Here is a 24,093-nt window from a genome sequence, read left to right as displayed (position 1 = left end):
TCAGTCCTTGGGATCGTAAACGCGGCGTACCAGAAAGACCGGTCGGCGCTTGGCTTCAATGTAAGTGCGCCCCAGGTATTCACCGAGTACGCCAATGCCGATCAGTTGCAGTCCACCGAGGAATGTCACGGCCACCATCAGCGACGCATAACCGGGCAGATCGACACCGTACAACAGCGTGCGCACCACGATGAACATGGCAAAGGCGAACGACACCAGCGACACCATCGCTCCCAGATATGTCCAGATCCGCAGCGGCTCGGTGCTGAAACTGGTGATGCCTTCCAGCGCAAAGTTCCACAGTCGCCAGCCATTGAATTTAGTCTGCCCCGCTGCCCGCTCCGGGCGCTCGTATTCGACTTGCGTGGTGCGAAATCCAACCCAGGCGAACAGGCCTTTCATGAAGCGTCGGGATTCGGGCAGCGTCAGCAGCGCGTCGACCACGCAGCGATCCATCAGCCGGAAATCACCGACGTTTTCCGGCAATGACTGTTCGGCAATTCTGTTGTGCAGGCGATAGAACCAGCTGGCGGAAGTCTGCTTGGCCCAGGAGTCGCTGCGCCGACTGATGCGGTGGCCAAGCACCACTTCAAAACCATCGCGCCAGCGCTCGATCATTTGCAGAATCACCTCGGGCGGGTCCTGCAGATCAACGTCGATCGGCACCACGATCTGCCCGGTGGCGATCTGCAAACCGGCGGACAGCGCCGCTTCCTTGCCGAAATTGCGGCTCAGATCAACGATGCGGATGCGTGAGTCGCTCTGCTGGCAGTTCAGGAGACGTTCCAGCGTCGTATCGGAACTGCCGTCGTTGACGAACACCAGTTCGAGGCTGATCCGGGAATCACCCTCGAACACCTGACGAATACGCAGGAGAAAACCGTCGAGGCTGTCCTCTTCGTTGAACACGGGAATCACCAGCGACAACTTCACCGGGCCCGCGTGCTGCGTTCCATTCGGATGGGTCAATGGACTGCTCTTTTTTTATAGTGATTGTCGGTCGCCGAACGCTGTTCGACGCCATGAGCCGCACCGTATTAAGCAGCAGCCCGAAATGTCATGCAAGGGTGAAACGACGGCGTTCCGGCCAATCCAAAGGACGATCCCTGCGCTCTGGCCCGCGCCTTTCAGAAACATCCACGAACGATTGGAAACAAATCCCCGATAGCCAAAAATCCGCGCTCCGCTAGGCTTGCGTCGAGGCGTCACACAGGTTGTCGCACATAAATCGCATGGAGCGAACTGAATGTATTTCGAGATTTACAGGCAATCCAAAGGCACCCCGAGCACCGGCAAGGGCCAATGGCGCTGGAGATTAAGGGCGGGGAATCACGAGACGGTCGCCAGTGGCGAATCGTATGTGAACAAGGCGGATTGTCTGCATGTGATCGAGCTGATCAAAGGTGTGCAGGGAGAGACCCCGGTCAAGGAGATCTGAGGTAAAAATGCTGCCTATGCCCATAGGCAGCATTCAATTGAAATGCCCGCCCGCAAAGCAATCAGTTGATCCCGGTTACGATCAATTCAAGCGGAATCAGGCTTTACCCGGATCACTGCAGATGGATAATGGCAAGCTGCCACAATCCATGATTCCCTGATACGAGGGATTCTTCTCCAATCGGCCCGACATTCACCATCACGGACACATGATCAGGCTACGAAACAAGGAGTTCGTAACTTTGCTCTCCCATCAGGATTTACCGGTTCCTCTCTCTCGTACCCAGAAGCTCACATCTCTGATCACGCGAGGCATGGCCGGGCTCGGTGTTTTGTTAGGTGCCATGTGGGCACTGATTACCTACGTAGTGCCAGATCCAAGCGTATTCGGGTTCAGTTTCATCAGCTGGAAGAACGTGGTATTGCTTGTCAGCACCTTCATGTTCTTGGGTGCAGTTTCCATTGGATGGCAAATTCGCAACTACACACCGCTGCTGAGAGGCTGCTTGCAGTTCGTCATAATTTCCGGCGTGTCATTTGGGTTCTTCATCTTGGGAACCGAGTACGCAAAACCCTCATTCGAGTTTGCAAAACTACAGGCAAAAATCGTAGAGAACGAAGGTAGCAACCTGCTCGGCAAGCGCATGGAAGTTTTGGACAATGTTCGTTTTGAGCTTGTTGGTTGCGAAAATATCGGCAGATTGCCCACATGCACCTTCGATTTGACGAACTTGAATGTGGACCGCAGCTTCCGCTTTGATGACAGCACGCGCCTGTTCGACGAATCAGGAGGCCCACTAAAGTTTGAATCGATTCGGGTTGGTCAGGTGGAAGATCGCTACTGGCTGAGATTTCAGTTAATCCGCAATGTCCCTACTCGGGTCACGCTGATTTTCCAGCAGAGCAATAGCAAGCTGAACAAAACACCTGCTATCAAGCTCGTCTTCAATGATTCGAATGATGAATCCCTCACACTGAAGTTCAGTGAAGTTGACATGCGCTAGCCTGGCCTGACGTCGCTCCAAAACGATACCAAACGAGATTTCGCCCCCACCCTATCTCTTTTGCCTAAAACAACTTTCCAGATACCTGCACCGATTTACGTAAAAGCCTCGTAGTTTTTCAACGACGAGGCTTTTAACTGCCGGCGGAAATGGCGTGAGCCAGTACCCCCTCAGAATCTCTCAGGTATATGCCGGAACGGATAATCCGACTCCTTGTATCCCCCCGGTTTCTGCCGCTTGGGCAATGTCACCTTCTCTCGCGGCACCTCTTTATAGGGGATGCGACTGAGCAGGTCAGAGATGATATTGAGCCGCGCCCGACGCTTGTCGTTCGAGTTGGCCACCAGCCACGGTGCGTAATCGGTGTCGGTCGCTTCGATCATGTCGTCCCGTGCCCGGGAGTAGTCATACCAGCGGCTGTAGGACTTGAGGTCCATCGGCGACAGCTTCCAGATCTTGCGCCCGTCGACAATGCGCGCCTCCAGACGCCGGGTCTGTTCTTCCTGGCTGACATTCAGCCAGTACTTGAGCAGGATAACTCCCGAACCGACGACTGCGCGCTCCACAAGCGGCACGGTCTTGAGAAACTTGTCGACCTGTTTGTCCGTGCAAAAACCCATCACCCGCTCGACGCCGGCCCGGTTGTACCAACTGCGATCGAAGATCACCACTTCGCCGGCCGCCGGCAAATGGGGCAGATAGCGCTGCATGTACATCTGGCTCTTCTCGCGATCGGTCGGGGCCGGCAACGCGATGACGCGAAAGACTCGCGGGCTGACCCGCTCGGTCAGCGCCTTGATGGTGCCACCCTTGCCCGCACCGTCACGGCCTTCGAAGATGATGCAGATCTTGATGCCTTCGGCCTTCACCCATTCCTGCATTTTCACCAGTTCGATATGCAGGCGGCGCAACTCGGCAAGGTAGTCCTTGTTTGACAGTTTTGTATGTTCGTCAGGTTTTTCTCGGGGCGAGTCTTTCTTCTTTCCCTTTGCCATGACCAGACCTCTCGGGTTGGAGCGACAGCCAGGCTCGTTGGCACTGCATGACCTGGAACCGGAAAGTTTAGTCATTTATCGCAAAACGCAAGCAAACGGGCGGTAACGCTCAGGCAACGTGCTTATTGCGAAAAAACCTGTGCAGTTTTTGACGGAACGCCAATCGCCAACCATTCTCCATCACGGCGCAGCGTCCGATGTCGGCCGTTGATGCCTCGCGTGTTGCAAACCTGCCATCTGGATGTGGGGAAGAGGTCATGCACAGTTCGCTCTTGCGTGCCGCGTCGCTCATGCTCGCCTTGAGCGCTGCACCGCTCTTGTTGCAGGCCGCCGATGCGCCTGCAGCCCCGGCGGCGGCCACCGCTCCGGCCAAAGATGCCGTGTTTACCACGGAGCAGCTCGACCAGATGCTCGCGTCGATTGCCCTGTATCCCGACCCACTGCTTGCTCAAGTACTGATGGCCACCACCTATCCGGGAGAAGTCGCCGAAGCCGTGACCTGGTCCAAGGCTCATCCGGACGCCAAGGGCGATGACGCGGTCAAGCAGGTAGCCAGCCAGACGTGGGATCCGAGCGTGCAGGCGTTGGTGGCGTTTCCGCAGGTCTTGGCGACTCTGGGGCAGGACCCGGTCTGGATGCAACGTCTGGGGGATGCCTTTCTGGCCCAGCCTGACGAACTCATGGCCGGCGTTCAGCGCTTGCGGCGTCAGGCCCAGGCGGCGGGCAATCTGCAGAGCAATCAATATCAGAATGTGACCGTGCAAAACGTAACACCGCCCATCTCTGCCGGGACAACCAAGCCGGCCGACAACACGACCATCATCATTCAGCCTGCCGATCCGCAGGTGGTCTACGTCCCGACCTATAACCCGACCACCACTTACGGCACCTGGCCTTATCCGGCCTCGCCGCCGGTGTATTACCCGCCGCCGCCCGCTTACTACCCGGGTCAGGCACTGGTGGCCGGACTGGCCTTCGGCACGGGCGTGGCGGTCGTTGCGTCGTTGTGGGGTAACTGCGATTGGGGCCATAACGACATCGACATCGATGTGAACCGTTACAACAACATCAACGCCAACAACCGGATCACCAACAACCAGAACAAATGGCAGCACAACACCGTGCATCGCGATGGCGTGCCCTATCGTGACAACCGCAGCCGCGCCCAGTATGGCCGGCAGCTGGACGGTGCGGCTCAGCGTGACGCCTATCGCGGCGACAACGCGCAGCGGGCGCAGGCCCGGGAACGGGCGCGCAGTTCGATGGACAGGGCCGGTTTCGAACGCCCTGCCACCAGCAATCGGGAAGCCCGCAATCAAGCCCGCGAAGCGCAATCCGCCAATGTCGGCAATCGCATGCAAGGCGGCGCGGACAGACCCAGAGCCGCCGACCGCGCTCAAGCCAACACCCGGGAGGCGCGCCAGCCGGGCGCCAATCAACGTGACAACCGTGCGTCCCAAGCCCGACCCGCCGCGGGCAGTGCGCGAAACAACGCCTTTGCCGGCGCGCGCTCTCCGTCACAGACCCGCGTCCAGGCTGATCGCGGCCGGGCCAGCCAGATTTCCGCGCAACGTCCCAACACCTCACGCGCCGCCGGACATCAGATCAGCCGGCCATCTGGCGGGGGCATGCGTCAGAGAGGAGGTGGCCGTCGATGAACATTCATTCTCTGCTCAGGAACTGCCTGCCCCTCGCTGCCGGCCTCGCATTCTCGACCTTCGCCTCGGCCCAGCAAGTGTTTCCAACCCCGGAAAAAGCCGCTGAAGCCTTCGTCGAAGCCCTCGGTACGCAACACGCCGATCAAAAACGCCTGACCGAATTGCTGGGCGAGGAATGGCACAGCTTCATTCCCCGCGAAGGCGTACAGCGCAGCGATGTCGATGCCTTCCTGCAGCAATACCGCGAACAGCACACCCTGGAAAAGACCGGCGACAGCAAGGCCGTGCTCTCCGTCGGGCCCGATCACTGGACGTTGCCCATCCCGCTCATCAAAGACAAAACCGGCTGGCGCTTCGACATAAAAGCCGCCCAGGTCGAAATCCGCGCCCGTCGCATCGGTCGTAACGAACTGGCGGCAGTGCAATCGGCGCTGGCCTACCACGACGCGCAAATGGACTACGCCTCGGAAGACCGCGACGGCGACGGCGCCCTCGAATACGCACAGAAAATCTTCAGTTCCCCCGGCAAGCACGACGGACTCTATTGGCCAGAAGACGACAGCAACCAGATCAGCCCTCTCGGACCCGCCTTCGGCCAGGCCATCAACGATGAAGACTGGCACGGCTACCACTTCCGCATCCTCGACGCCCAAGGCCCGTCAGCCCCGGGCGGCGCTTACAGCTATCTGATTGGAGACAAGATGAGTCGCGGGTTCGCCTTGATCGCCTGGCCAGCGAAGTATGACGACACCGGGGTGATGAGCTTCATGATCAGCCATGAAGGCCAGGTGTTTCAGAAGGATCTCGGGCCGGATGGGGAGAAAGTGGCGAAGGCGATGACGCGGTTTGATCCGGATGATAGTTGGGAGGTGGTGGATTTGGGGGAGAAGTAGCTGGGGTAGCGAATTGCGCTGGATCGGAAACGAAAAAGCCCCGTAGATTTTCATCTACGGGGCCGTTTTGGTGAGCGGTCATTCGTCATCGTCGCTTTCTTCATCACCATCATCATCGTCCGTTGAAACAACGCCTGCGCCTCCTTCGATAAACGACTGACAGCCTTCGTTAAAGGACTCAGATGGGGTACTACAGGAATTTTTCATCGTAAATTCCCTTTTCCTCGGCCCATTCATAACCGGCCTGATGTCCTGAGCAATCATCCGTGCATTCGTAGCCATCAAATGTAGCGGCGAGAGTTGGCGTGCTCTCCTGCATCAAAACAAATAGGATAATTGAATAAAATGCCTTCTCTGGCAGCCTCATAACTACATGCCATCACGAGGTTTAGTGCCGAACTTCCCTGTGTACGGATTCACATTACCTTTGGTGCTGTAGTTATTATTCCTGGTGGAGTCTGGGTTTGTAGCATGAGAGGGGCGAACATACGTTCCATTGCTTCGCGTATATCCACTAACCGAATGGTCGGAACGACTTCCGTAGGAGTAGCTGGACTTGAACGAGGAATGACTGCCGAAGCCGCTCCCGCGTGCGTGAACATTCCCTGATAGCGCCACGGTGATTGCTATGACCGCTACAGAAAAAACCTTTTTCATACAGCCCTCCATTTTTCCAACGATGATAGCTCAATGGAATCACTTCGAAAGCTCAGGCGACAAAGGGTCTTGGCGCTATCGGCGCCAACTCAACCTCTCTGGAATGGATCACGCCAAGGTAGGGTTATCTCCCAGAGGGCGCGTATGACTGGATCGCTAAGTTTTTACCAATCAGAATTGAGCTAGAGATCCAGTTCTGATGCGTAAATAGACGATCCAGGTAAAAAATCCTCAGAAACGAAAAAGCCCCGTAGCTTTTCAGCTACGGGGCTTTTTCTATGTATGGCGGAGAGATAGGGATTCGAACCCTAGGTACCGGTGAAGGTACAACGGATTTCGAATCCGTCCCATTCGGCCACTCTGGCATCTCTCCAACGGCGCGCATCATAACAACACTTTTACCGAAAGCAAACCCTCTTTCGAAAATTTCTCCGTGCTATCAGATGCTTGCGTCGATTAAAGCGGTACGCCCAGACGGTTGGCGACTTCTTCGTAGGCTTCGATGACGTCACCGAGGCCCTGGCGGAAGCGGTCCTTGTCCATCTTCTTCTTGGTGTCCTTGTCCCACAGACGGCAGCCGTCCGGGCTGAACTCGTCGCCCAGGACGATGGAGCCGTCGCTGAACACGCCGAATTCAAGTTTGAAGTCCACCAGCAAGAGGCCTGCGTCGTCGAACAGTTTGCTCAGGACTTCGTTGACCTTGAGCGACAGTTCTTTCATACGCGCCAGTTGCTCGGCGGTGCCCCAGCCGAACGCCACGACGTGGGATTCGTTGATGAACGGGTCGCCCTTGGCGTCGTCCTTCAGGAACAGTTCGAAGGTGTACGGGTTGAGCTTCATGCCCTCCTCGACGCCCAGACGCTTGACCAGGCTGCCGGCGGCGTAGTTACGCACGACGCACTCGACCGGGATCATGTCGAGTTTTTTCACCAGCACTTCGTTGTCGGCCAGCAGCTTGTCGAATTGGGTCGGAATGCCGGCCGCTTCGAGTTTCTGCATGATGAAGGCGTTGAACTTGTTGTTCACCATGCCTTTGCGGTCGAGCTGCTCGATGCGCTTGCCGTCGAACGCCGAAGTGTCGTTGCGAAACAGCAGGATCAAGCGGTCAGCGTCGTCGGTCTTGTAAACCGATTTGGCTTTGCCGCGGTAGAGTTCTTCACGTTTTTCCATGATGGGCTCCGCTTGCTAAGTAGATGGGCTAGGCGATGTGGCGCCAGTCGAGCCCTGAATCTTGATCGGCCAGTTGCAGCCAGTCCGGGTCGCACCCGAGGGTGTCGACAAAACATTGCCGGGCCAGTTGCGGCAGGTTGTTCTTGCTGCTCAGATGGGCCAGGATCAGGTGTTGCAGGCCTTGCCAGCCCAACTCGGCCACCAGGAATGCCGCCTGATGGTTGTTCAAATGTCCCAGCTCGCCGCCCACCCGCTGCTTGAGAAAGTACGGGTAATGACCACGGGCCAGCATGTCGCGACAATGGTTGGACTCGATCATCAACGCATCGAGGTCCCGATAGCCGTCCAGCACCCGCTCGCAGTAAGAGCCCAGGTCAGTCAGCAGGCCGAAGCGCCGCTCACCGTCACTGAATACGTACTGGGTCGGTTCCTGCGCATCATGGGCCACGGCAATGACCCCGATGTTCAGAGCACCGATCTGCAGTTGCTCGCCACCGGTCACGAAACCGGCAGGTTCAATCGGTTTGCGCATCCCGCGCAGTGTGCCGCGACTGAGGTAGACAGGCAGATTGTAGCGCCGAGACAGCAAACCCACGCCATGCACGTGGTCGGCATGTTCGTGGGTTACGAGTATCGCGCTCAGTTGCGCCGGGTTCACACCCAGGCGCAACAGGCGTTTTTCGGTTTCCCGCAGGGAAAAACCACAATCCACCAGCACATACGTATCAGCACTGGCGATCAGCGTGCCGTTCCCTTGGCTACCGCTGCCGAGAACGGCAAAACGCATTGGATCAGCCCAGGTTGTCCTGAATCACGCTCAACACTTTGCGGGCCACATCGGCCGGCGCAACGGTGTTGATGTTTTTCTCGACGGTCACCTGCACGTTCTCGCCGACCTTGCTCAGGCGAACCTGATAGCGCTCGGCGCGGGCTTCAACTTCTTCCTTGGTCGGCGCGCTGCCGAACAGGCTGCTGAAGAAACCAGGCTTCTCGTCTTTCTTCTCGGCCTTCTCGGACAAGTTGATGTAGTAGAGACCCAGGCTGCGGTTGATGTCTTCAACGCGCCATTCGCCCTGTTCCAGCGCACGACCGACGCTCGACCAGGCACGATCCAGGTCCGTACCGACGTTCAGTACCGGGTTACCGCTGCCGTCTTCGCTCAGGCTGACACGGCTCGGGGTATCGAAATCACGCGAAGCCAGCATCGACACCGAACCACCCTTCTCGGAGGTACGGCTCATGCTCGCGAGCATGTCGTCGACCAGCGCAGCGTCCAGGCCAGTGTTGACCGAGCGGTTGGTGAAATCGACATTGGCGGTGCTGCCGGCAGGACGCTCGGCGCTGACCACATAGACTTCACTGGTGTTGCGCTGCACGCCCGGCTCGATGCGCACCCGCACGCGGGTTTCGCTGTCGGTGCTGACGCCGGCGGCGCTCAGGCGCTTGGCCATCGCGGCGGACAGTTCGTCGGAATGCTGCCAGGTGGTGGTGAATTCGCCGGTTTGCGGGCGCTGTTCATCCAGACGGAAACCGTTGTCCTGGAAGTACTGCACCGCCACTGGCCAGACTTCGGCCGGTGGGTGCTGGGCCATGACCCAACGCGAATCACCGCTCTTCTGCAGCGAGTAGTCGCTGGCGTCGGCAACGGTCGACAGCGGTTGAGGACGCGGAACGATGTATTCACCCCTGGCGGTGTCGTCGGCCACGTTGCGCGGGATCGGCAGCAGCGGATCCAGGCGCTTGGAGGTGCTGACATCCGGTGGCAGTTGCATCGGTGCAGTCTGTTGCGCTTCCAGGTAATCGCTACCACGGTCACGGAAATAACCTTCCGGGCCCCAGATCCATCCGCAGCCACTGGTGCTGGAGATAATCAAGGCAAGTGCGGAAAGTCCGGCCATTCGCTTCATGCGTTGTACTTCCTCAATTAAACCAGGACGTTGCACTGGCGCAGGGCCGAGCGCAGCGTTTCATGACAAGGAGCGCTCAGCCAGGTCAGCGGCAGGCGGATGCCTTGGTGCATCAGGCCCATTTCGACCAAAGCCCACTTCACCGGAATCGGGTTGGCTTCGATGAACAGGTCCTTGTGCAGCGGCATCAGTTTTTCGTTGATGGCCCGTGCGGTCTCGGCGTCGCCCTTGAGCGCGGCCTCGCACAGGTCGGCCATTTCGCGCGGGGCGACGTTGGCGGTGACGGAGATGTTGCCCTTGCCGCCCAGCAGAATCAGCTCGACTGCGGTCGGATCATCGCCGGACAGCACGATGAAGTCCTTGCTCACGCCGTCGATGATCGCCTTGGCGCGTTTCAGGTCGCCGGTCGCTTCCTTGATGCCGATGATGTTCGGCACGGTGGACAGGCGGATCACGGTCTCGGCCTGCATGTCGCAGGAGGTGCGGCCGGGAACGTTGTAGAGAATCTGCGGGATGTCGACCGCTTCGGCGATGTGCTTGAAGTGCTGGTACAGGCCTTCCTGGGTCGGCTTGTTGTAGTACGGGACTACCAGCAGGCAGGCATCGGCGCCGGCTTCTTTGGCATTGCGGGTCAGCTCGACAGCTTCGCGGGTCGAGTTGGCGCCGGTACCGGCGATCACCGGAATGCGACCGGCAACCTGTTTGACCACGGCTTTGATGACGGCGATGTGTTCTTCTACATCAAGGGTTGCCGACTCGCCGGTGGTGCCGACCGCGACAATGGCATGAGTGCCGTTCTTGAGATGGAAGTCCACGAGTTTGCTGAGGCTGTCCCAGTCAAGACGCCCTTGTGCATCCATGGGTGTGACCAGTGCCACCATACTGCCCGCAATCATGAAACCGCTCCTGCCGGAAAAAGAGAGCGGTAATGGTACTGGCGCCAAGATGCTTGCACAAGCGAAGTACTGTGCCGCCATTCCCCTTGGCGCCGCTTTTCGCTACCCTTCAGACTTTGATCGGTACTGATCAGCTTGTACGCCGGGTTCCAGTCTCCCGTTTCGGCCTCCCGGGCCCCGTTCCAGTGTCGTTGCCGTACGCTTCCTTGTTCATGGAGCCGTAACGCCACACGAATCGGGCCTTCCGGACAGTCATTGCCCCGGCAATCAACGCCTCTCTCCCTACCGACCGCTCATCGCTTTAGGAATGCTGCATGTCCACCCCCACAGTTCGCGAACAATTCCTTGTCATCAGTGCCCTCGGCGCCAATCCCATGGAGCTGACCAACGTCCTGTGCCGCGCCAGCCATGAAAACCGCTGTGCGGTCGTCACTTCGCGCCTGACCCGCCACGGCGAGTGCAGCGCGCTGGTGCTCGAAGTTTCGGGCAGCTGGGACGCCCTGGCCCGCCTGGAAGGCAGCCTGCCCGTGCTGGCCAAGCGTCATGCGTTCACCGTCAACGTGGTGCGCAGCGCCGCCCTGGAAAACCGTCCGCAAGCCCTGCCGTACGTGGCTTACGTGTCTTCGGCGTACCGCCCGGACATCATCAACGAGCTGTGCCAGTTCTTCATGGATCACAACGTCGAGCTGGAAAACCTGACGTGCGATACCTATCAGGCACCGCAGACCGGCGGCACCATGCTCAACGCCACGTTCACCGTGACCCTGCCGGCCGGCACCCAGATCAGCTGGCTGCGCGACCAGTTCCTGGATTTCGCCGACGCCATGAACCTGGATGCACTGATCGAACCGTGGCGCCCACAGAACCCAATGTAAGGAAGCTTTCATGGCCGTTGTCATCGACCAACCGGTTACGGATTTCGAAGCACCTGCCACCAGCGGGCAGACTGTCAGCCTGTCGGCCCTCAAGGGCAAGCAAGTGGTGATCTACTTCTACCCGAAGGACAGCACCCCGGGCTGCACGACCGAAGGCCAGGGATTTCGCGATCAATACGCAGCATTCAAGGCTGCCAACACGGAAATCTTCGGCATCTCCCGCGACAGCCTGAAGTCCCACGAGAACTTCAAGTGCAAGCAGGAGTTTCCGTTCGAGCTGATCAGCGACAAGGACGAAGCCGTCTGCCAGCTGTTCGACGTGATCAAGCTGAAAAAGCTCTACGGCAAGGAATACCTGGGCGTTGATCGCAGCACGTTCCTGATCGACACAAACGGTGTACTGCGTCAGGAATGGCGCGGTGTGAAAGTGCCAGGACATGTCGATGCAGTGCTGGCTGCTGCTCAGGCGCTGAACAAGGCCTAATGCTGTCGGCGCCCTTGCGGGCGCCGATTCATTCTCAAAGCAACGGCGCTACCACCGGTTCCTTGCGCGGCCACGCATCAAGTACAGCCTTGAACAGCGTCGCCAGCGGAATCGCGAAGAACACGCCCCAGAATCCCCACAACCCGCCGAACAACAGCACCGCGCAGATGATTGCCACCGGGTGCAGATTGACCGCTTCGGAGAACAGCAACGGCACCAGCACGTTGCCGTCCAAAGTCTGAATGATTCCGTAGACCGCCATCAGATAGATGAACTGATCGCTCCAGCCCCACTGGAACAGCGCAATCAGCAGCACCGGCACGGTCACCACCACCGCTCCGACATACGGCACCACCACCGACACGCCAACCAACAGAGCCAGCAGCGCCGCGTAGTTGAGTCCCAGCGCGACAAATGCGATGTAAGTCACGCCACCACAGATCACGATCTCGATGACCTTGCCGCGAATGTAGTTGGCGATCTGCCGGTTCATTTCTTCGGCGACCCGGGTGATCAGCGCCCGCTCACGCGGCAAATAGCCGCGCACCCACTCGCCGATCATTGCCCGATCCTTGAGGAAGAAGAACACCAGGATCGGCACCAGCACCAGGTAGATCATGATATTTACCAGCAGCGGCAGGCTCGACAACGAGAACGTAAGCGCCCACTGGCCGAACTTGCCGATCTCGCCCCGCGCTGCTTCGATCGCTTGCAGCACCTGCTCGTCGGAGACCAGGTGCGGATAGCGCTCGGGCAGCAACAACAGCAGCGATTGCCACTTGGCGAGCATCCCCGGCAATTCGTTGAACAGGGTGATCAACTGATGCCAGAGCAAAGGCAGCACCACGACGATGAACACCATCAGCACGCCCATGAACAGCGCAAACACCAGACCGACCGCCGCCCCACCGGGCACGCGCAGACGTTCGAGCGTGACCACCAGCCCCTGCATCAGGTACGCCAGCACCATCCCGGCCAGCACCGGCGCGAGCATTCCGCCAAGCGTCAGCACTGCGGTGAAGGCGAGAAACAACAAAACCGCCAGCACCACCGCTTCCTCATCGGAGAAGTAGCGCTGAATCCAGTCGCGCAACACTTTGAACATCAATTTTCCTTAGGTCATTTACGCGGTCGGTTTCAGGCTTTTTTCAGCCAGTAACGGTAGACACCCGCCTCGTCTTCTTCACGCAGCAGCGTATGACCGGCCAATTTGGCAAAGGTGCGAAAGTCGCGTTGCGAGCCGGCATCCGTGGCAATCACCTTGAGTACCGCGCCACTGGGCAGCTTGTTCAGCTCCATTTTGGCCTTGAGCAACGGCAACGGACAATTCAGGCCACTGGCGTCCAGTTCACAGTCGTGGGCTACAGCGTCGGTCATGCGTCACTCCGGATCAGGTGGTCAGGCTGCCTAGAATATCTGGTCGCAGGCCCGGTGTCCGGCTACAGTAAGGTCTTTGTCGACTAAGGCTTTGTGCATGACATTTCTGCGCCCTACCCTGCTGACGCTCGCTTGCCTGCTCGCCTCACCGGGCTTCGCCGACGACCTGCCGTCACTCGGTGACGCCAGCTCTGCCATCGTCTCGCCACAACAGGAATATCAATTGGGTCGCGCCTGGCTGGCATTGCTGCGCAGCCAGGTTTCGCAGCTCAACGATCCACAGCTCAAGGATTACGTCGAGTCCAGCGTCTACAAGCTGGTGGAAACCAGCCAGGTCAATGACCGACGTCTTGAATTCATCCTGATCAACAGCCCGCAACTCAACGCCTTCGCGGCACCGGGCGGGATTGTCGGGGTCAACGGCGGCTTGTTCCTCAATGCGCAGACCGAGGGCGAATATGCCTCGGTACTGGCTCACGAACTGGCTCACTTGTCCCAACGCCACTTCGCCCGTGGCGTCGAGGCCTCGCAGCGGATGCAGGTGCCGATGATGGCGGCGCTGCTGGCCGGCATCGTGATCGCCGCTGCCGGCGCGGGCGACGCTGGCATCGCGGCGATTGCCGGCACCCAAGCGGCGGCCATCCAGGAGCAACGGCGCTTCTCGCGTCAGAACGAGCAGGAGGCCGATCGCATCGGCATCCTCAACCTGGAGAAGGCAGGCTACGATCCGCGCTCGATGCCGACCATGTTCGAGCGTTTGATGCGCCAGTATCGTTTCGACGCCAAGCCGCCGGAATTCCTGCTGACTCACCCGGTCACCGAATCGCGTATCGCCGACACCCGTAACCGCGCTGAACAGGCTAAACCCGGTGGCATTGAAGACAGCAAGCGCTATCAACTGATCCGCGCGCGGGTGCAGTTGACCTATGAAGAAACGCCGGGCCTTGGCGCCAAGCGTTTCCGCGCGCAACTGGATGAGAACCCGAAAAACGACGTGGCCCGTTACGGTCTGGCGATCGCTCAGATCAAGGGCGGTCAGTTGAATGAAGCACGGGAGAATCTCACGCAACTGCTGGCCAAATCGCCGAACGAGATCATTTACAACCTGGCGCAGGTCGATCTGGACATCACCAACAATAAGCTGGCTGATGCCCAGTCCCGGGTTGACCGGATGCTCAGTCAGTACCCAGGCAACTACCCGCTGAATCAGGTGCGCGTCGATCTGTTGCTGAAGCAGAACCGCACCGCCGATGCAGAGAAGGCGCTGGAAGGCTTGTTGAAATCGCGTCCGGACGATCCGGATGTCTGGTATCAGGTCGCAGAAACTCGCGGACTGTCCGGCAACATCATCGGCCTGCATCAAGCCCGTGCCGAATATTTCGCGCTGGTCGGCGATTACCGCCAGGCGATCCAGCAACTGGACTTCGCCAAACGCAAGGCTGGCAGCAACTTCCCGTTATCCTCTCGTATAGACGCTCGCCAACGCGAACTGATGGAGCAGGAGCGCATGGTCAAGGACATGATGGGTTAGCCCGCGCCGAGACAAATTCCGGACACAAAAAAACCGCCTCTTTCGAGGCGGTTTCTTTTTACTTCTTAGACAACTGGATCATTCAGCCAGTTTGAAGGTGATGAAGCTGGCACGGCCCTGACGCAGAACGCGCATCGACACCGAACGGTTCTTCGGCAGCGCCTTGGCGATCTCGGCAAACTCCTTCGAAGAACCAATGGCCTGATTGTTCAGGTGGGTGATGATGTCGCCCGGCTGCAGACCGATCAGGGCTGCAGGACCATCCTGCACTTCCTTGATCACCACACCGCCTTTGAGGTCGTAGGTTTTCTTCTGCTCGGCGCTCAGCTCGGCAACCGAAACACCCAGACGATTGCTGTTGGTCTCGGCACCGGATTTCGGCAGGGCATCCAGTTCCTTGTCTTCGTCCGGAATGGCGCCGACAGTCAGCTCGACATTCTTGCGTTTGCCGTCACGAATCACTTCGAGATTGGCCTTGGCGCCGGCCTTCAACGCCCCCACCAGATGTGGCAGGTCAGCGGACATGACGATCGGTTGACCGTTCATGCTCAGGATCACGTCACCCACTTGCAGGCCGCCCTTGGCAGCCGGGCCGTCATCCTGAATCTGTGCAACCAGCGCACCGGCCGGCTTGTCCAGACCAAACGACTCGGCCAGATCCTTGTTCACTTCCTGGATGACGACGCCCAACCAGCCACGGCTGACTTTGCCGCCGCTTTTCAGCTGGTTGGAAACGTCCATCGCCACGTCGATCGGAATGGCGAACGACACGCCCATGAAGCCACCGGAACGGGTGTAGATCTGCGAGTTGATCCCGACCACTTCACCGTTCAGGTTGAACAGTGGGCCACCGGAGTTACCCGGGTTGATCGGCACGTCGGTCTGGATGAATGGCACGTAGTTTTCGTTCGGCAGGCTGCGGCCGACGGCACTGACGATGCCTTGGGTCACGGTGTGGTCAAAGCCGAATGGCGAACCGATTGCCACGACCCACTGACCGGCTTTCAGATCCTGGGATTTGCCGAGTTTCAGCACTGGCAGATCCTTGCCTTCGATTTTCAGCAGCGCCACGTCGGAGCGTGGGTCGGTGCCGATCAACTTGGCCTTCATTTCACTGCGATCAGCCAGACGAACGAGAATTTCATCGGCATCGGCGATCACGTGGTTGTTGGTCAGGATGTAGCCATCTGGCGAAATGATGAAGCCCGAACCCAACGACTGCGCTTCACGCTGGCGATCACCACGCGGAGAACGCTGTTGCGGCGGCATGCCGCGTTCGAAGAACTCGCGCAACATCGGCGGCAAGCCTTCCAGGTCAGGCATCTGCTGGTTCACTTTGCGATCCGGCAGCTTTTGCGTGGTACTGATGTTCACCACCGCAGGCGAGGCCTGTTCGACCAACTGGGTGAAATCCGGCAAGTTGGCCGGACTGGCTGCATCAGCCGCCTGGACTGCAGGGACAGCCTGACCGAGCACCAGCACAGTGGCGAAAATGGAGAGATAAGACTTCAAGCTTGGTATCGACATACAGCTCCCGTTACGACGAGCAGGGTTAAGCGATATGGAGCAAGGAACACCGGAAACCACAGGCCGGCATTTTTGTTCCGGGAACAACAAACAAGGCCAGAGCCGAGAGGCTCTGACCTATAAAAAATTTTCGGGTGTTTTGCAAATGAAAATGCTCAGCAAACATTTCACGTCTCGACGACGAAGTGGAGATAGCTGGAATCAGCTCACTGCTTGCTGGTTGCAGCGCCATCATTGCGCATCGACAGGGCAATCCGTTCGGCGGTCCCGATTGGAATCTCGCCAACCACCGTCACCATCATTTCGCCTTGAGGCGTTGTCAGACGGCGGGATACGGCAACGGTCGGGCCCAGTTGAGTCCGGGTATCGGTGACGGTTGCGCCGTTCAGCGGTTCCAGGAAGACAGAGAAACGGGCAAGACCATCGTCATACATCAGGCTGTTGACCTGGGTCTTGGTTTCCGGATCCTTGTGCGAGGAGCTGCTGGTGAGTTCGAAGCCAGGAGGCAGCCAGTCGGAACGCCAGACCTGTGCGGTCTTGACCGCAGACGCCTTGTCGCTGTCGAGGGTGACTGTCTTGCAATCGGAGTTGGCTTGAAGGTCTTTATCGGATGGGACTTCAGAGGTATCCAGCCGCGTAAACTGGAATCTCTCAAGCAACTGCCCCTTGTCGTTCAGCAGCAGCGACTTGAGCGGCAGGCCCGTTTCCTTGTCCAGATGCAGTTCGAAACCGTAGCGGTGCTGATCCCGCGGCGTCAGCGATACGATCACCGCTTCACGCCCGGCCACGCGCGACTTGCCAATGACGGCAAGCTCATACCAGTTCTTCAGCTTTTGAGGATCGAGAGGGCGAGCGGCGGAATTGGGAGAGTCTCCCAGCCCCGCAATCAAGGTGCCGCTGACGCATTGAGTATGCCCATCAATGCGCACGACTTCCTGAGCCGAACCGTCGAGCTGAAGCAAGCGCTCGCGAACCTGGCCATTCTGGACGCGATGCCAGATGTTGTGGGTAGAAAAGCTACCGTTACGCTCGTAAACGAATGTGCCGTGAAAGCTTTGCTGCTGCTCGGCCTGGCCCAGGCGGGTCAACCAGTCCTGAGCCTCGTCGGCGTGGGCTGGAACAATGAACCAGCCGCTGAGCAGAAGCGAAAGTAGAGGTGTGGCGCGCATGATCCCCCTTAACGGTTTTCCAGGCTTGCTGCACGTGCATATGGCAGCGCGCTCTCGGTGCCTTTCAAGGCAGCCTGTTGAGCGTGTTGACGCAGGTAACCTGGCAGACGCTGATCGTGCCAGCCTGGCTGACCTTGCAGTACGCCATTGGCCATTGGGCCAGTAGCTTCCGAACTCTCATTATAGCCTGCCAATACCGCCGGGCCTTTGACCTGAGGGGTGGCCAGCACTGGCTGGTTGGATTGCTGAGCGAGTTCGACGCCAGCGATTTCGTCCTGGTTGTACAGGCGAACACCCGCCAGTACGGCAACGGTCACCGAGGCAGCTACGGCCAGACGACCGAGACTGCGCCATGGGCCGCGGGACACTTTGGCAGGGGTCGCTTCGTCTTCCAGCGCAGCAGAAACGGCCGCAGCAAGATCCAGACGTGGAAGCAACAGATCCTTGTGCATGGCTGCCCGAGCGATCTGATAACGAGCCCAGGTTTCACGGGTTTCAACATCGTCCAGTGCGTTGAGCACTCGACGCAATTCCAGTTCGTCCGCTTCGTTATCCATCACTGCGGACAGCGATTCCTGCAGGGCTTCACGACTCATGGCGTTCCTCTCTTGGCTGTCGCCGCTGTCTTTAGTTTTCCTGCAACAACGGCTGCAGGGCTTTATCGATGGCCTCCCGGGCGCGGAAAATCCGGGAGCGCACGGTACCAACCGGACATTGCATGACGCTCGCGATGTCCTCGTAACTCAGACCATCGAATTCGCGCAAAGTTAACGCCGTGCGCAAATCCTCTGGCAGTTGCTGAATGGTTCGATGGACGGTGCCTTCGATCTCATCCCGCAGCAATGCACGTTCAGGAGACTCGAGATCTTTCAGGCCGTGATCGCCATCGTAGAACTCTGCATCCTCGGAACTTACATCGCTATCCGGCGGCCGACGGCCGCGTGAAACCAGATAGTTCTTCGCCGTGTTAATGGCGATGCGGTACAGCCACGTATAAAACGCACTGTCGCCGCGGAAATTTCCAAGCGCTCGATACGCCTTGATAAAGGCTTCTTGTGCGACGTCCTGGGCTTCATGGGTGTCGTGCACAAAACGCACGATCAACCCGAGAATTTTGTGCTGATACTTCAGCACCAACAGATCGAAAGCTCGCTTGTCGCCACGCTGAACGCGTTCGACCAGCTGCTGATCCTCTTCCTGGGTTAGCATGAACACTCCTCGATAAACTCGGAGGAGGCTTGCATGACCAAACGACCGGACTTGCAAACATAGACTCGGGCTTTTCGCAAAAGTTCTCCCCCTCCAAGCAAGTTTCCTGCGGGCTCTGATTTGGCACGCACGAAAAACGCAGCGCGGGATGAACCGGCTGCGCGAATAATCTTGTCATCGGCTCGCCGGCAAGAACCCAACCGCAGGTTCCGCATTGAAGCCGACACTGTCCCTTGTTTCGGGCAACTGTCTATTGATCTTGGGCCTCTGGCAAAAGTTCCAAATATTTATAGACGTGCCGCGCCGACATTGTGCAACCGTGAGCGGAAAAAGCGTGTTTCATCTGCGATATAGTGGCTTTTTCCCAAAACCGCTGAAAAAAACATCCGACAAAGCGTCGGTATTTTTCCGTCACGGTAGTTTCACAATGCCATATCGGCCCGGCTATTGTGCCGCCCCACCCCTCTATATACTAGTGGGCTGTGTGGCTGTCTCGACTCGCCCATCCGCCTGTCCTGCGCCAACCCCGACCCGGGTCGCTTTGAGCGGAATCCTGAAATGAGCCAACAGTTTCAACACGATGTTCTGGTGATTGGCAGCGGCGCTGCCGGTTTGAGTCTCGCGCTGACCCTGCCCGGTCACTTGCGCATCGCCGTACTGAGCAAAGGCGACCTCGCCAACGGCTCGACCTATTGGGCACAAGGTGGCGTCGCGGCCGTGCTGGATGATACCGACACCGTCGAGTCCCATGTCGATGACACCTTGAATGCGGGCGGCGGCCTGTGCCATGAAGACGCCGTGCGTTTCACCGTCGAGCACAGCAAGGAAGCGATCCAGTGGCTGATCGACCAGGGCGTGCCGTTCACTCGTGACGAACAGTCCGGCACCGAAGACGGCGGTTTCGAATTCCACCTCACCCGCGAAGGCGGCCACAGCCATCGACGGATCATCCACGCAGCCGATGCCACTGGCGCCGCGATCTTCACGACCCTGCTGGCCCAGGCCAAAGAACGCCCGAACATCGAATTGCTCGAACAGCGGGTAGCGGTCGATCTGATCACCGAGCGCCGGTTGGGGCTGGAAGGCGAACGTTGCCTCGGCGCCTATGTGCTCAACCGCAAAACCGGGGAAGTCGATACCTTCGGCGCACGCTTCGTGATCCTGGCGTCCGGCGGCGCCGCGAAAGTCTATCTATATACAAGCAACCCCGACGGTGCCTGCGGCGATGGCATCGCCATGGCCTGGCGTTCGGGCTGCCGGGTGGCGAACCTGGAGTTCAACCAGTTCCACCCCACCTGCCTCTATCACCCGCAAGCCAAGAGCTTTCTGGTAACCGAAGCCCTGCGCGGCGAAGGCGCCCATTTGAAGCTGCCGAACGGCGAACGCTTCATGCAGCGCTTCGACTCACGTGCAGAACTGGCGCCACGGGACATCGTCGCCCGAGCCATCGACCACGAAATGAAGCGCCTGGGTGTCGATTGCGTCTACCTCGACATCAGCCACAAGCCCGAAGCCTTCATCCAATCGCACTTCCCGACCGTCTACGAGCGCTGCCTCGGCTTCGGCATCGACATCACCAAACAGCCAATCCCGGTCGTACCGGCCGCACACTACACCTGCGGCGGCGTGATGGTCGATCAACAGGGCCGCACCGACGTGCCCGGCCTGTACGCCATCGGCGAAACCAGCTTCACCGGCCTGCACGGCGCCAACCGCATGGCCAGCAACTCGCTGCTCGAATGCTTCGTCTACGCCCGTTCGGCAGCGGCGGACATTCTCGAGCAACTGCCTGAGGTCGCGATCCCGCGCGCCCTGCCCGCCTGGGACGCCAGCCAGGTGACCGACTCCGATGAAGACGTGATCATCGCCCACAACTGGGACGAATTGCGGCGGTTCATGTGGGACTACGTGGGCATCGTGCGCACCAACAAGCGCCTGCAACGGGCACAGCATCGCGTGCGCCTGCTGCTGGACGAAATCGACGAGTTCTACAGCAACTACCGAGTAAGCAGAGACCTGATTGAGTTGAGGAACCTTGCTCAGGTAGCTGAACTGATGATCCAGTCAGCGATGGAACGCAAGGAATCTCGGGGTCTGCACTACACGCTGGACTATCCAGAGACGCTGCCAGAGGCGAAGGATACGATCCTTACACCGACCAGATGAGGCACGTTAGGAGACCTGAACCTAGCACGCTAAGACCCCGTTTTGTAACAGCTTTGGGCCATGTTTGTCCCAGCGCTGGGGTCTCTATCGTCCGCCCATGAGGATCTCTATGGCGCCTGTGCGGGCCTGCGCGAGGGCCCACGGGGGAGCCTTTGCAGTCAGTATGAATGAGGTGGTCTTTCAGATTTTTCTGTCAGATTCTCATTCAGAGGTCTTGAAGTGCCCGTACAGCCAGTAGACCACATGAACAACCACGCAGACCCAGTAGGCAGCCTGTAGGTTGTCCATGAGGTTCTCCTGTCGGAAAGTAGCAAAGCTGATTTATCGGCCTCAGCGGAGCAATATCACGCGGAGGATTTGCTCGCTTTGAGAAGCACTTGAAATGCATCGCCAATAGACGTTTCGGTTTCTTGAATCTGCTTGAGTGCAGCCAAAGTATGCTCGTTGATGTCCTCTTCACGAGCAGAGTCGGGAAGTGTCGCGAGTAGATTGGCCATAGTTTTTAAACGATTAACTTGAGACAACGCGTATGCGACTCGACGGTTGATTGCTTCGCTGAAAAGATCTGCTTTGTCCAAATATTGAGAGGGCAAGTCAAAGGTAAGAAAGGTGGCCCTTGAAGCGAAATCTTTACGAGTTTCCTGAGAGTTCAACATCCCCAAGACATAAGATTGATCGTTTCCGGGAGGCACAACGGCGCTCCGAAAACTGGCGATCTCTACCTGCGCCGCGCCGACTGGAGTAGTCATTATCTGAGCCAAAAACTTCGCGCTTGTACCGCGCTCCCCAGACCTCTGCAACTTGTCAAAGCCCCAAACCCCTAAGGCTATGAGTGCTGCAACCCCAGTGGCGATTGCTCCGATAGCAGTCCAATCAATTCTCGATCCCTCGCAAAACCACATGACATTCATCCTCATTTTTGATGGGCGAAAGATCCTACCTCAGTGTGTAGCAGTCAAGGAGGCGCATGCCTTGCAAAGACTTACACCGTGAGCTTGATGTTGGTAATCATCGGGAAAGCCACGATTTGGGTTTGAAGACCATCCGCAGTCAGTTTCACTTTCACCTTGCCGTTAGCCACGACGTCCACAACTGTCATGATCTCAATGTCCCAGCACTGATGGGCGCCATTACGGGTCGCTTGGATCTTCCAGATGTCCCCGTTACCACCTTCGCGATAACTCAGCGAGGTGAACAGTTTAGGCAGCAGGAACAGGCCACGGTCAGTACCGCTATAAGGCTGCACAGAGGCGCCAATCAGAGACTCAATGTCTTCCACGCCTGCACGCTGAGCCGCACGCTCCAGAACAGCAAGCAACGCCACCGGTAACAGAACCACGAAGTCAGACAGCGAGCTGCCTACGGTCTGGTTGATGTTCATCGTCAAGATGTCGATCAGATCCTCAGCGACCTCCACAGGCTTGCCGGTGGGCTTAGTCGCCGACACGCTTTCAGTGGATGGTGCGCTGGAGAGGATGCCCGCGATTTTGCCAGCGGCATCATGCTCGATGTCCCGCAACAGCTTCTCACCGGTCTGATGCATAGAGCCTTCAGTGAAGCCCGCCATCAGGTTATGGTCGAGGATGGTGAAGCGCTTGCTAATGACCAATGCTGTATCGGTTGGCTCGGTGAAGATCACAGACCCGGCCAGGACTTCGCCCTTCGAGATGGTCTGGTTATCCCAGTTCTTACGAGGGTCAAAAGTGACGGAGCGATCAGCCATAGTGATGATTTGCTGACCGGTCGCCTCAGAGCCAGCCGGACGGAATTCACAAGGGGTGTGTTCGATTGCCGCTTGGCGCCACTCATCACCGTTGAGGTAATCGTCGAGGGCTTCTGTAAGGGCTTCCACATAAGCGGATACATCGGTGGCCGCTTGTGTCTCCAGACGGACGTCAGTCGTATTGAAGCGAATCGAGCCGTTTTGACTATCGGTGAGAGCAGTGCTGTAAGTCGATGGTTTGACGTATTGGTTAGGCTGTTTCATTGAAATAGGTCTCCTGAAGAATAAGTAGGGAAGTGATTGGTGCAGGTCTGAAGCTATCAGCCGTTATTACGGGAGCGTGCTGCCAAAACCTTTTGAGCTTGTTCACGGATGGCAGCAGCGCGGGCCTCTCTATCAGCCTTCGCTTGGGCCAGTTCGCGTGGCGTCCACTCGCGTAAACGTTCAGCACGCTCGTCAGCTTCCCGCTGAAGTTGCTCACGGGTCGCTTTCTGCTCCCGCTTGGTCATGAAGTAGACCTGAGCGTCCTCTTGGATGGCCTTGAGGGACAAACCGGCTTCCTCGAAGGCTTTGATAACGCCGAACTTGGTGCCGTTGTTCCGGCCACACTGGGCCATCAGCAAGGGCAACATGACGCTTTCGACGTACTCACGATTGAGGGTCTGTCCCGACACAGTTACTTCGTTCTTCAGGACTTTGGTTATGGTGATATTCATTGATTTGGATCTCCTGTGAGGTGACCCTTTGATCGACCTTGGCGCCATAGACGCGCACGACAAGACGGCAAGGAGGGAGCCGCATGGGCATCTTCCAAGGTCGATCAAAAGGTTCTTGGTTTGGGTTATGTGGCTAATGCTGGATCAGGACATGGCAAGCCTGAAGGCATCTGAAGGGCACCAGTGAGGCGACACTGGGTTATTGCTGGACTGCTATGGGACGAGCTTTGAGGATAACGGGAACACCCTTCACTGCTCCGTAAAGAGCGATCAGGTCGAGACCAGTAGCAGCCATAAGAGCCTCAAGGGACTTCATTAGGAATGTTCCCAACTTACCCGAGACGAACTCATTGGTTTTCTCAGGGGGCCTGTTCGTGAAAACATCGAGAGCTTTTAGATCGAACAAAGCGGTAGAGGATCGACCGGTCATTGCCGATTCGATAGACAACAAGGTTTCACGATGTTGATGATCGAGACCATCGAGTTTGAAGTGAAATCGCATAGGCCTCCTTTGAGACGAACTGAAAGAATGGGATGCTCATGATCACCAGACCATTCCCTAACTTAGAGAGAACTTGAGAAGACCTTTAAGACAAGAGCAAAGATTTATTTAAAGAGTAATAATTAGAGCTACTCAATGAGTAATCTTTGGAATCTTTAAGGGTAAAGGCCCCCATGAACATTGAGCAATACACGGTG

General features: G+C 57.9%; 25 protein-coding genes and 1 tRNA gene. 8 read left to right on the top strand and 18 right to left on the bottom strand.

Annotated features, from left to right (window positions below; genetic code table 11):
* Positions 1 to 969, bottom strand: a complete 969-nt coding sequence (locus CAF90_RS08025) for a glycosyltransferase family 2 protein (protein ID WP_085605574.1) — start codon at positions 967 to 969, stop codon at positions 1 to 3.
* A gap of 277 nt (positions 970 to 1,246) precedes the next feature.
* Here CAF90_RS08025 and CAF90_RS08020 point away from each other — a divergent pair, with 277 nt between their 5' ends.
* Together CAF90_RS08020 and CAF90_RS08015 are read left to right on the top strand one after the other, a co-directional pair.
* Entirely contained in the window at positions 1,247 to 1,438 is a 192-nt protein-coding gene (locus CAF90_RS08020; protein WP_007958030.1) for a DUF1508 domain-containing protein, read from the top strand.
* A gap of 241 nt (positions 1,439 to 1,679) precedes the next feature.
* The gene (locus tag CAF90_RS08015; protein ID WP_085605572.1) at positions 1,680 to 2,441 is read left to right on the top strand and encodes a hypothetical protein; all 762 of its coding nucleotides are present in this window, start codon (positions 1,680 to 1,682) and stop codon (positions 2,439 to 2,441) included.
* A gap of 170 nt (positions 2,442 to 2,611) precedes the next feature.
* On the opposite strand, the gene ppk2 is transcribed toward CAF90_RS08015, so the two are convergent.
* Entirely contained in the window at positions 2,612 to 3,436 is an 825-nt protein-coding gene (gene ppk2 / locus CAF90_RS08010) for a polyphosphate kinase 2 (RefSeq protein WP_039772662.1), read from the bottom strand.
* Between the two features lie 257 nt (positions 3,437 to 3,693).
* Here ppk2 and CAF90_RS08005 point away from each other — a divergent pair, with 257 nt between their 5' ends.
* Together CAF90_RS08005 and CAF90_RS08000 are read left to right on the top strand one after the other, a co-directional pair.
* Positions 3,694 to 5,094 (top strand): DUF3300 domain-containing protein, encoded by a 1,401-nt coding sequence (locus CAF90_RS08005; RefSeq protein WP_085605570.1) that lies wholly within the window; start codon positions 3,694 to 3,696, stop codon positions 5,092 to 5,094.
* On the top strand, positions 5,091 to 5,987 hold the full coding sequence (locus tag CAF90_RS08000; protein ID WP_085605568.1) for a DUF2950 domain-containing protein: 897 nt from the start codon (positions 5,091 to 5,093) through the stop codon (positions 5,985 to 5,987). Before CAF90_RS08005 ends, CAF90_RS08000 begins: the two co-directional genes overlap by 4 nt.
* Before the next feature lie 78 nt (positions 5,988 to 6,065).
* On the opposite strand, the gene CAF90_RS29700 is transcribed toward CAF90_RS08000, so the two are convergent.
* From CAF90_RS29700 to dapA, 6 genes are all read right to left on the bottom strand, one after another.
* On the bottom strand, positions 6,066 to 6,194 hold the full coding sequence (locus CAF90_RS29700; RefSeq protein WP_256578467.1) for a hypothetical protein: 129 nt from the start codon (positions 6,192 to 6,194) through the stop codon (positions 6,066 to 6,068).
* Between the two features lie 733 nt (positions 6,195 to 6,927).
* A tRNA-Ser gene (locus CAF90_RS07985) sits at positions 6,928 to 7,017 on the bottom strand.
* 83 nt (positions 7,018 to 7,100) lie between these two features.
* On the bottom strand, positions 7,101 to 7,814 hold the full coding sequence (gene purC, locus CAF90_RS07980) for a phosphoribosylaminoimidazolesuccinocarboxamide synthase (protein ID WP_007958019.1): 714 nt from the start codon (positions 7,812 to 7,814) through the stop codon (positions 7,101 to 7,103).
* 28 nt (positions 7,815 to 7,842) lie between these two features.
* Positions 7,843 to 8,601: an MBL fold metallo-hydrolase gene (locus tag CAF90_RS07975; protein ID WP_085605564.1), complete on the bottom strand. Its 759-nt coding sequence runs from the start codon at positions 8,599 to 8,601 to the stop codon at positions 7,843 to 7,845.
* A gap of 4 nt (positions 8,602 to 8,605) precedes the next feature.
* A complete protein-coding gene (gene bamC / locus CAF90_RS07970) occupies positions 8,606 to 9,721 on the bottom strand; it encodes an outer membrane protein assembly factor BamC (protein ID WP_085605562.1) in 1,116 nt (371 codons plus the stop codon).
* A 17-nt stretch (positions 9,722 to 9,738) separates the two neighbouring features.
* Complete coding sequence (dapA, locus tag CAF90_RS07965; protein ID WP_007958015.1) at positions 9,739 to 10,617, bottom strand: 4-hydroxy-tetrahydrodipicolinate synthase; 879 nt, start codon at positions 10,615 to 10,617, stop codon at positions 9,739 to 9,741.
* Between the two features lie 314 nt (positions 10,618 to 10,931).
* Between dapA and CAF90_RS07955 the strand changes: the two genes are divergently transcribed.
* Entirely contained in the window at positions 10,932 to 11,492 is a 561-nt protein-coding gene (locus CAF90_RS07955) for a glycine cleavage system protein R (protein ID WP_007958014.1), read from the top strand.
* 10 nt (positions 11,493 to 11,502) lie between these two features.
* Positions 11,503 to 11,976 carry a peroxiredoxin gene (locus CAF90_RS07950; protein WP_085605558.1) on the top strand — a complete coding sequence of 158 codons (474 nt, stop codon included), beginning with the start codon at positions 11,503 to 11,505 and terminating at the stop codon, positions 11,974 to 11,976.
* 34 nt (positions 11,977 to 12,010) lie between these two features.
* On the opposite strand, the gene CAF90_RS07945 is transcribed toward CAF90_RS07950, so the two are convergent.
* Complete coding sequence (locus tag CAF90_RS07945; RefSeq protein ID WP_007958012.1) at positions 12,011 to 13,081, bottom strand: AI-2E family transporter; 1,071 nt, start codon at positions 13,079 to 13,081, stop codon at positions 12,011 to 12,013.
* 32 nt (positions 13,082 to 13,113) lie between these two features.
* Complete coding sequence (locus CAF90_RS07940; protein WP_007958011.1) at positions 13,114 to 13,353, bottom strand: sulfurtransferase TusA family protein; 240 nt, start codon at positions 13,351 to 13,353, stop codon at positions 13,114 to 13,116.
* 97 nt (positions 13,354 to 13,450) lie between these two features.
* On the opposite strand from CAF90_RS07940, the gene CAF90_RS07935 reads away from it, so the two are divergent.
* A complete protein-coding gene (locus CAF90_RS07935; protein ID WP_007958006.1) occupies positions 13,451 to 14,884 on the top strand; it encodes a M48 family metalloprotease in 1,434 nt (477 codons plus the stop codon).
* 78 nt (positions 14,885 to 14,962) lie between these two features.
* On the opposite strand, the gene CAF90_RS07930 is transcribed toward CAF90_RS07935, so the two are convergent.
* The 4 genes from CAF90_RS07930 to rpoE all read right to left on the bottom strand — a co-directional run bounded on the left by CAF90_RS07930 (position 14,963) and on the right by rpoE (position 18,789).
* A complete protein-coding gene (locus tag CAF90_RS07930) occupies positions 14,963 to 16,411 on the bottom strand; it encodes a DegQ family serine endoprotease (RefSeq protein WP_007958003.1) in 1,449 nt (482 codons plus the stop codon).
* 206 nt (positions 16,412 to 16,617) lie between these two features.
* Positions 16,618 to 17,580, bottom strand: coding sequence for a MucB/RseB C-terminal domain-containing protein (locus CAF90_RS07925; RefSeq protein WP_085605556.1), 963 nt, complete (start codon positions 17,578 to 17,580; stop codon positions 16,618 to 16,620).
* 8 nt (positions 17,581 to 17,588) lie between these two features.
* On the bottom strand, positions 17,589 to 18,176 hold the full coding sequence (locus tag CAF90_RS07920; protein WP_011332903.1) for a sigma-E factor negative regulatory protein: 588 nt from the start codon (positions 18,174 to 18,176) through the stop codon (positions 17,589 to 17,591).
* Positions 18,177 to 18,207: 31 nt separating this feature from the next.
* Positions 18,208 to 18,789: an RNA polymerase sigma factor RpoE gene (gene rpoE / locus CAF90_RS07915; protein WP_003172477.1), complete on the bottom strand. Its 582-nt coding sequence runs from the start codon at positions 18,787 to 18,789 to the stop codon at positions 18,208 to 18,210.
* Positions 18,790 to 19,347: 558 nt separating this feature from the next.
* On the opposite strand from rpoE, the gene nadB reads away from it, so the two are divergent.
* Positions 19,348 to 20,955 (top strand): L-aspartate oxidase, encoded by a 1,608-nt coding sequence (gene nadB / locus CAF90_RS07910; protein ID WP_085605554.1) that lies wholly within the window; start codon positions 19,348 to 19,350, stop codon positions 20,953 to 20,955.
* 344 nt (positions 20,956 to 21,299) lie between these two features.
* On the opposite strand, the gene CAF90_RS07905 is transcribed toward nadB, so the two are convergent.
* The 4 genes from CAF90_RS07905 to CAF90_RS07890 form a co-directional block, all read right to left on the bottom strand.
* On the bottom strand, positions 21,300 to 21,704 hold the full coding sequence (locus CAF90_RS07905; RefSeq protein ID WP_139834474.1) for a hypothetical protein: 405 nt from the start codon (positions 21,702 to 21,704) through the stop codon (positions 21,300 to 21,302).
* 233 nt (positions 21,705 to 21,937) lie between these two features.
* Complete coding sequence (locus tag CAF90_RS07900) at positions 21,938 to 22,942, bottom strand: hypothetical protein (protein WP_085605549.1); 1,005 nt, start codon at positions 22,940 to 22,942, stop codon at positions 21,938 to 21,940.
* 56 nt (positions 22,943 to 22,998) lie between these two features.
* Positions 22,999 to 23,394: a hypothetical protein gene (locus CAF90_RS07895; RefSeq protein WP_085605547.1), complete on the bottom strand. Its 396-nt coding sequence runs from the start codon at positions 23,392 to 23,394 to the stop codon at positions 22,999 to 23,001.
* 199 nt (positions 23,395 to 23,593) lie between these two features.
* On the bottom strand, positions 23,594 to 23,896 hold the full coding sequence (locus CAF90_RS07890; RefSeq protein WP_085605545.1) for a hypothetical protein: 303 nt from the start codon (positions 23,894 to 23,896) through the stop codon (positions 23,594 to 23,596).
* Positions 23,897 to 24,093 lie beyond the last annotated feature (197 nt).

Source organism: Pseudomonas sp. B37(2017), assembly GCF_002112885.1.
In the GTDB taxonomy this organism is placed as follows: Bacteria; Pseudomonadota; Gammaproteobacteria; order Pseudomonadales; family Pseudomonadaceae; genus Aquipseudomonas; species Aquipseudomonas paraglycinae.
The sequence above is the reverse complement of the archived record's forward strand: the minus strand, read 5'-3'. Positions and strand labels throughout refer to the sequence as shown.

Coding starts and splice junctions, on each gene's coding strand:
- CAF90_RS07895 (WP_085605547.1), bottom strand. CDS start 23,394: ATGAATATCACCATAACCAAAGTCCTGAAGAACGAAGTAACTGTGTCG.
- CAF90_RS07975 (WP_085605564.1), bottom strand. CDS start 8,601: ATGCGTTTTGCCGTTCTCGGCAGCGGTAGCCAAGGGAACGGCACGCTG.
- CAF90_RS08000 (WP_085605568.1), top strand. CDS start 5,091: ATGAACATTCATTCTCTGCTCAGGAACTGCCTGCCCCTCGCTGCCGGC.
- CAF90_RS07900 (WP_085605549.1), bottom strand. CDS start 22,942: ATGAAACAGCCTAACCAATACGTCAAACCATCGACTTACAGCACTGCT.
- CAF90_RS07930 (WP_007958003.1), bottom strand. CDS start 16,411: ATGTCGATACCAAGCTTGAAGTCTTATCTCTCCATTTTCGCCACTGTG.
- nadB (WP_085605554.1), top strand. CDS start 19,348: ATGAGCCAACAGTTTCAACACGATGTTCTGGTGATTGGCAGCGGCGCT.
- ppk2 (WP_039772662.1), bottom strand. CDS start 3,436: ATGGCAAAGGGAAAGAAGAAAGACTCGCCCCGAGAAAAACCTGACGAA.
- bamC (WP_085605562.1), bottom strand. CDS start 9,721: ATGAAGCGAATGGCCGGACTTTCCGCACTTGCCTTGATTATCTCCAGC.
- CAF90_RS07950 (WP_085605558.1), top strand. CDS start 11,503: ATGGCCGTTGTCATCGACCAACCGGTTACGGATTTCGAAGCACCTGCC.
- dapA (WP_007958015.1), bottom strand. CDS start 10,617: ATGATTGCGGGCAGTATGGTGGCACTGGTCACACCCATGGATGCACAA.
- CAF90_RS07890 (WP_085605545.1), bottom strand. CDS start 23,896: ATGCGATTTCACTTCAAACTCGATGGTCTCGATCATCAACATCGTGAA.
- CAF90_RS08020 (WP_007958030.1), top strand. CDS start 1,247: ATGTATTTCGAGATTTACAGGCAATCCAAAGGCACCCCGAGCACCGGC.
- CAF90_RS07955 (WP_007958014.1), top strand. CDS start 10,932: ATGTCCACCCCCACAGTTCGCGAACAATTCCTTGTCATCAGTGCCCTC.
- rpoE (WP_003172477.1), bottom strand. CDS start 18,789: ATGCTAACCCAGGAAGAGGATCAGCAGCTGGTCGAACGCGTTCAGCGT.
- purC (WP_007958019.1), bottom strand. CDS start 7,814: ATGGAAAAACGTGAAGAACTCTACCGCGGCAAAGCCAAATCGGTTTAC.
- CAF90_RS08005 (WP_085605570.1), top strand. CDS start 3,694: ATGCACAGTTCGCTCTTGCGTGCCGCGTCGCTCATGCTCGCCTTGAGC.
- CAF90_RS07905 (WP_139834474.1), bottom strand. CDS start 21,704: ATGACTACTCCAGTCGGCGCGGCGCAGGTAGAGATCGCCAGTTTTCGG.
- CAF90_RS29700 (WP_256578467.1), bottom strand. CDS start 6,194: ATGAAAAATTCCTGTAGTACCCCATCTGAGTCCTTTAACGAAGGCTGT.
- CAF90_RS07945 (WP_007958012.1), bottom strand. CDS start 13,081: ATGTTCAAAGTGTTGCGCGACTGGATTCAGCGCTACTTCTCCGATGAG.
- CAF90_RS07920 (WP_011332903.1), bottom strand. CDS start 18,176: ATGAGTCGTGAAGCCCTGCAGGAATCGCTGTCCGCAGTGATGGATAAC.
- CAF90_RS07925 (WP_085605556.1), bottom strand. CDS start 17,580: ATGCGCGCCACACCTCTACTTTCGCTTCTGCTCAGCGGCTGGTTCATT.
- CAF90_RS07940 (WP_007958011.1), bottom strand. CDS start 13,353: ATGACCGACGCTGTAGCCCACGACTGTGAACTGGACGCCAGTGGCCTG.
- CAF90_RS07935 (WP_007958006.1), top strand. CDS start 13,451: ATGACATTTCTGCGCCCTACCCTGCTGACGCTCGCTTGCCTGCTCGCC.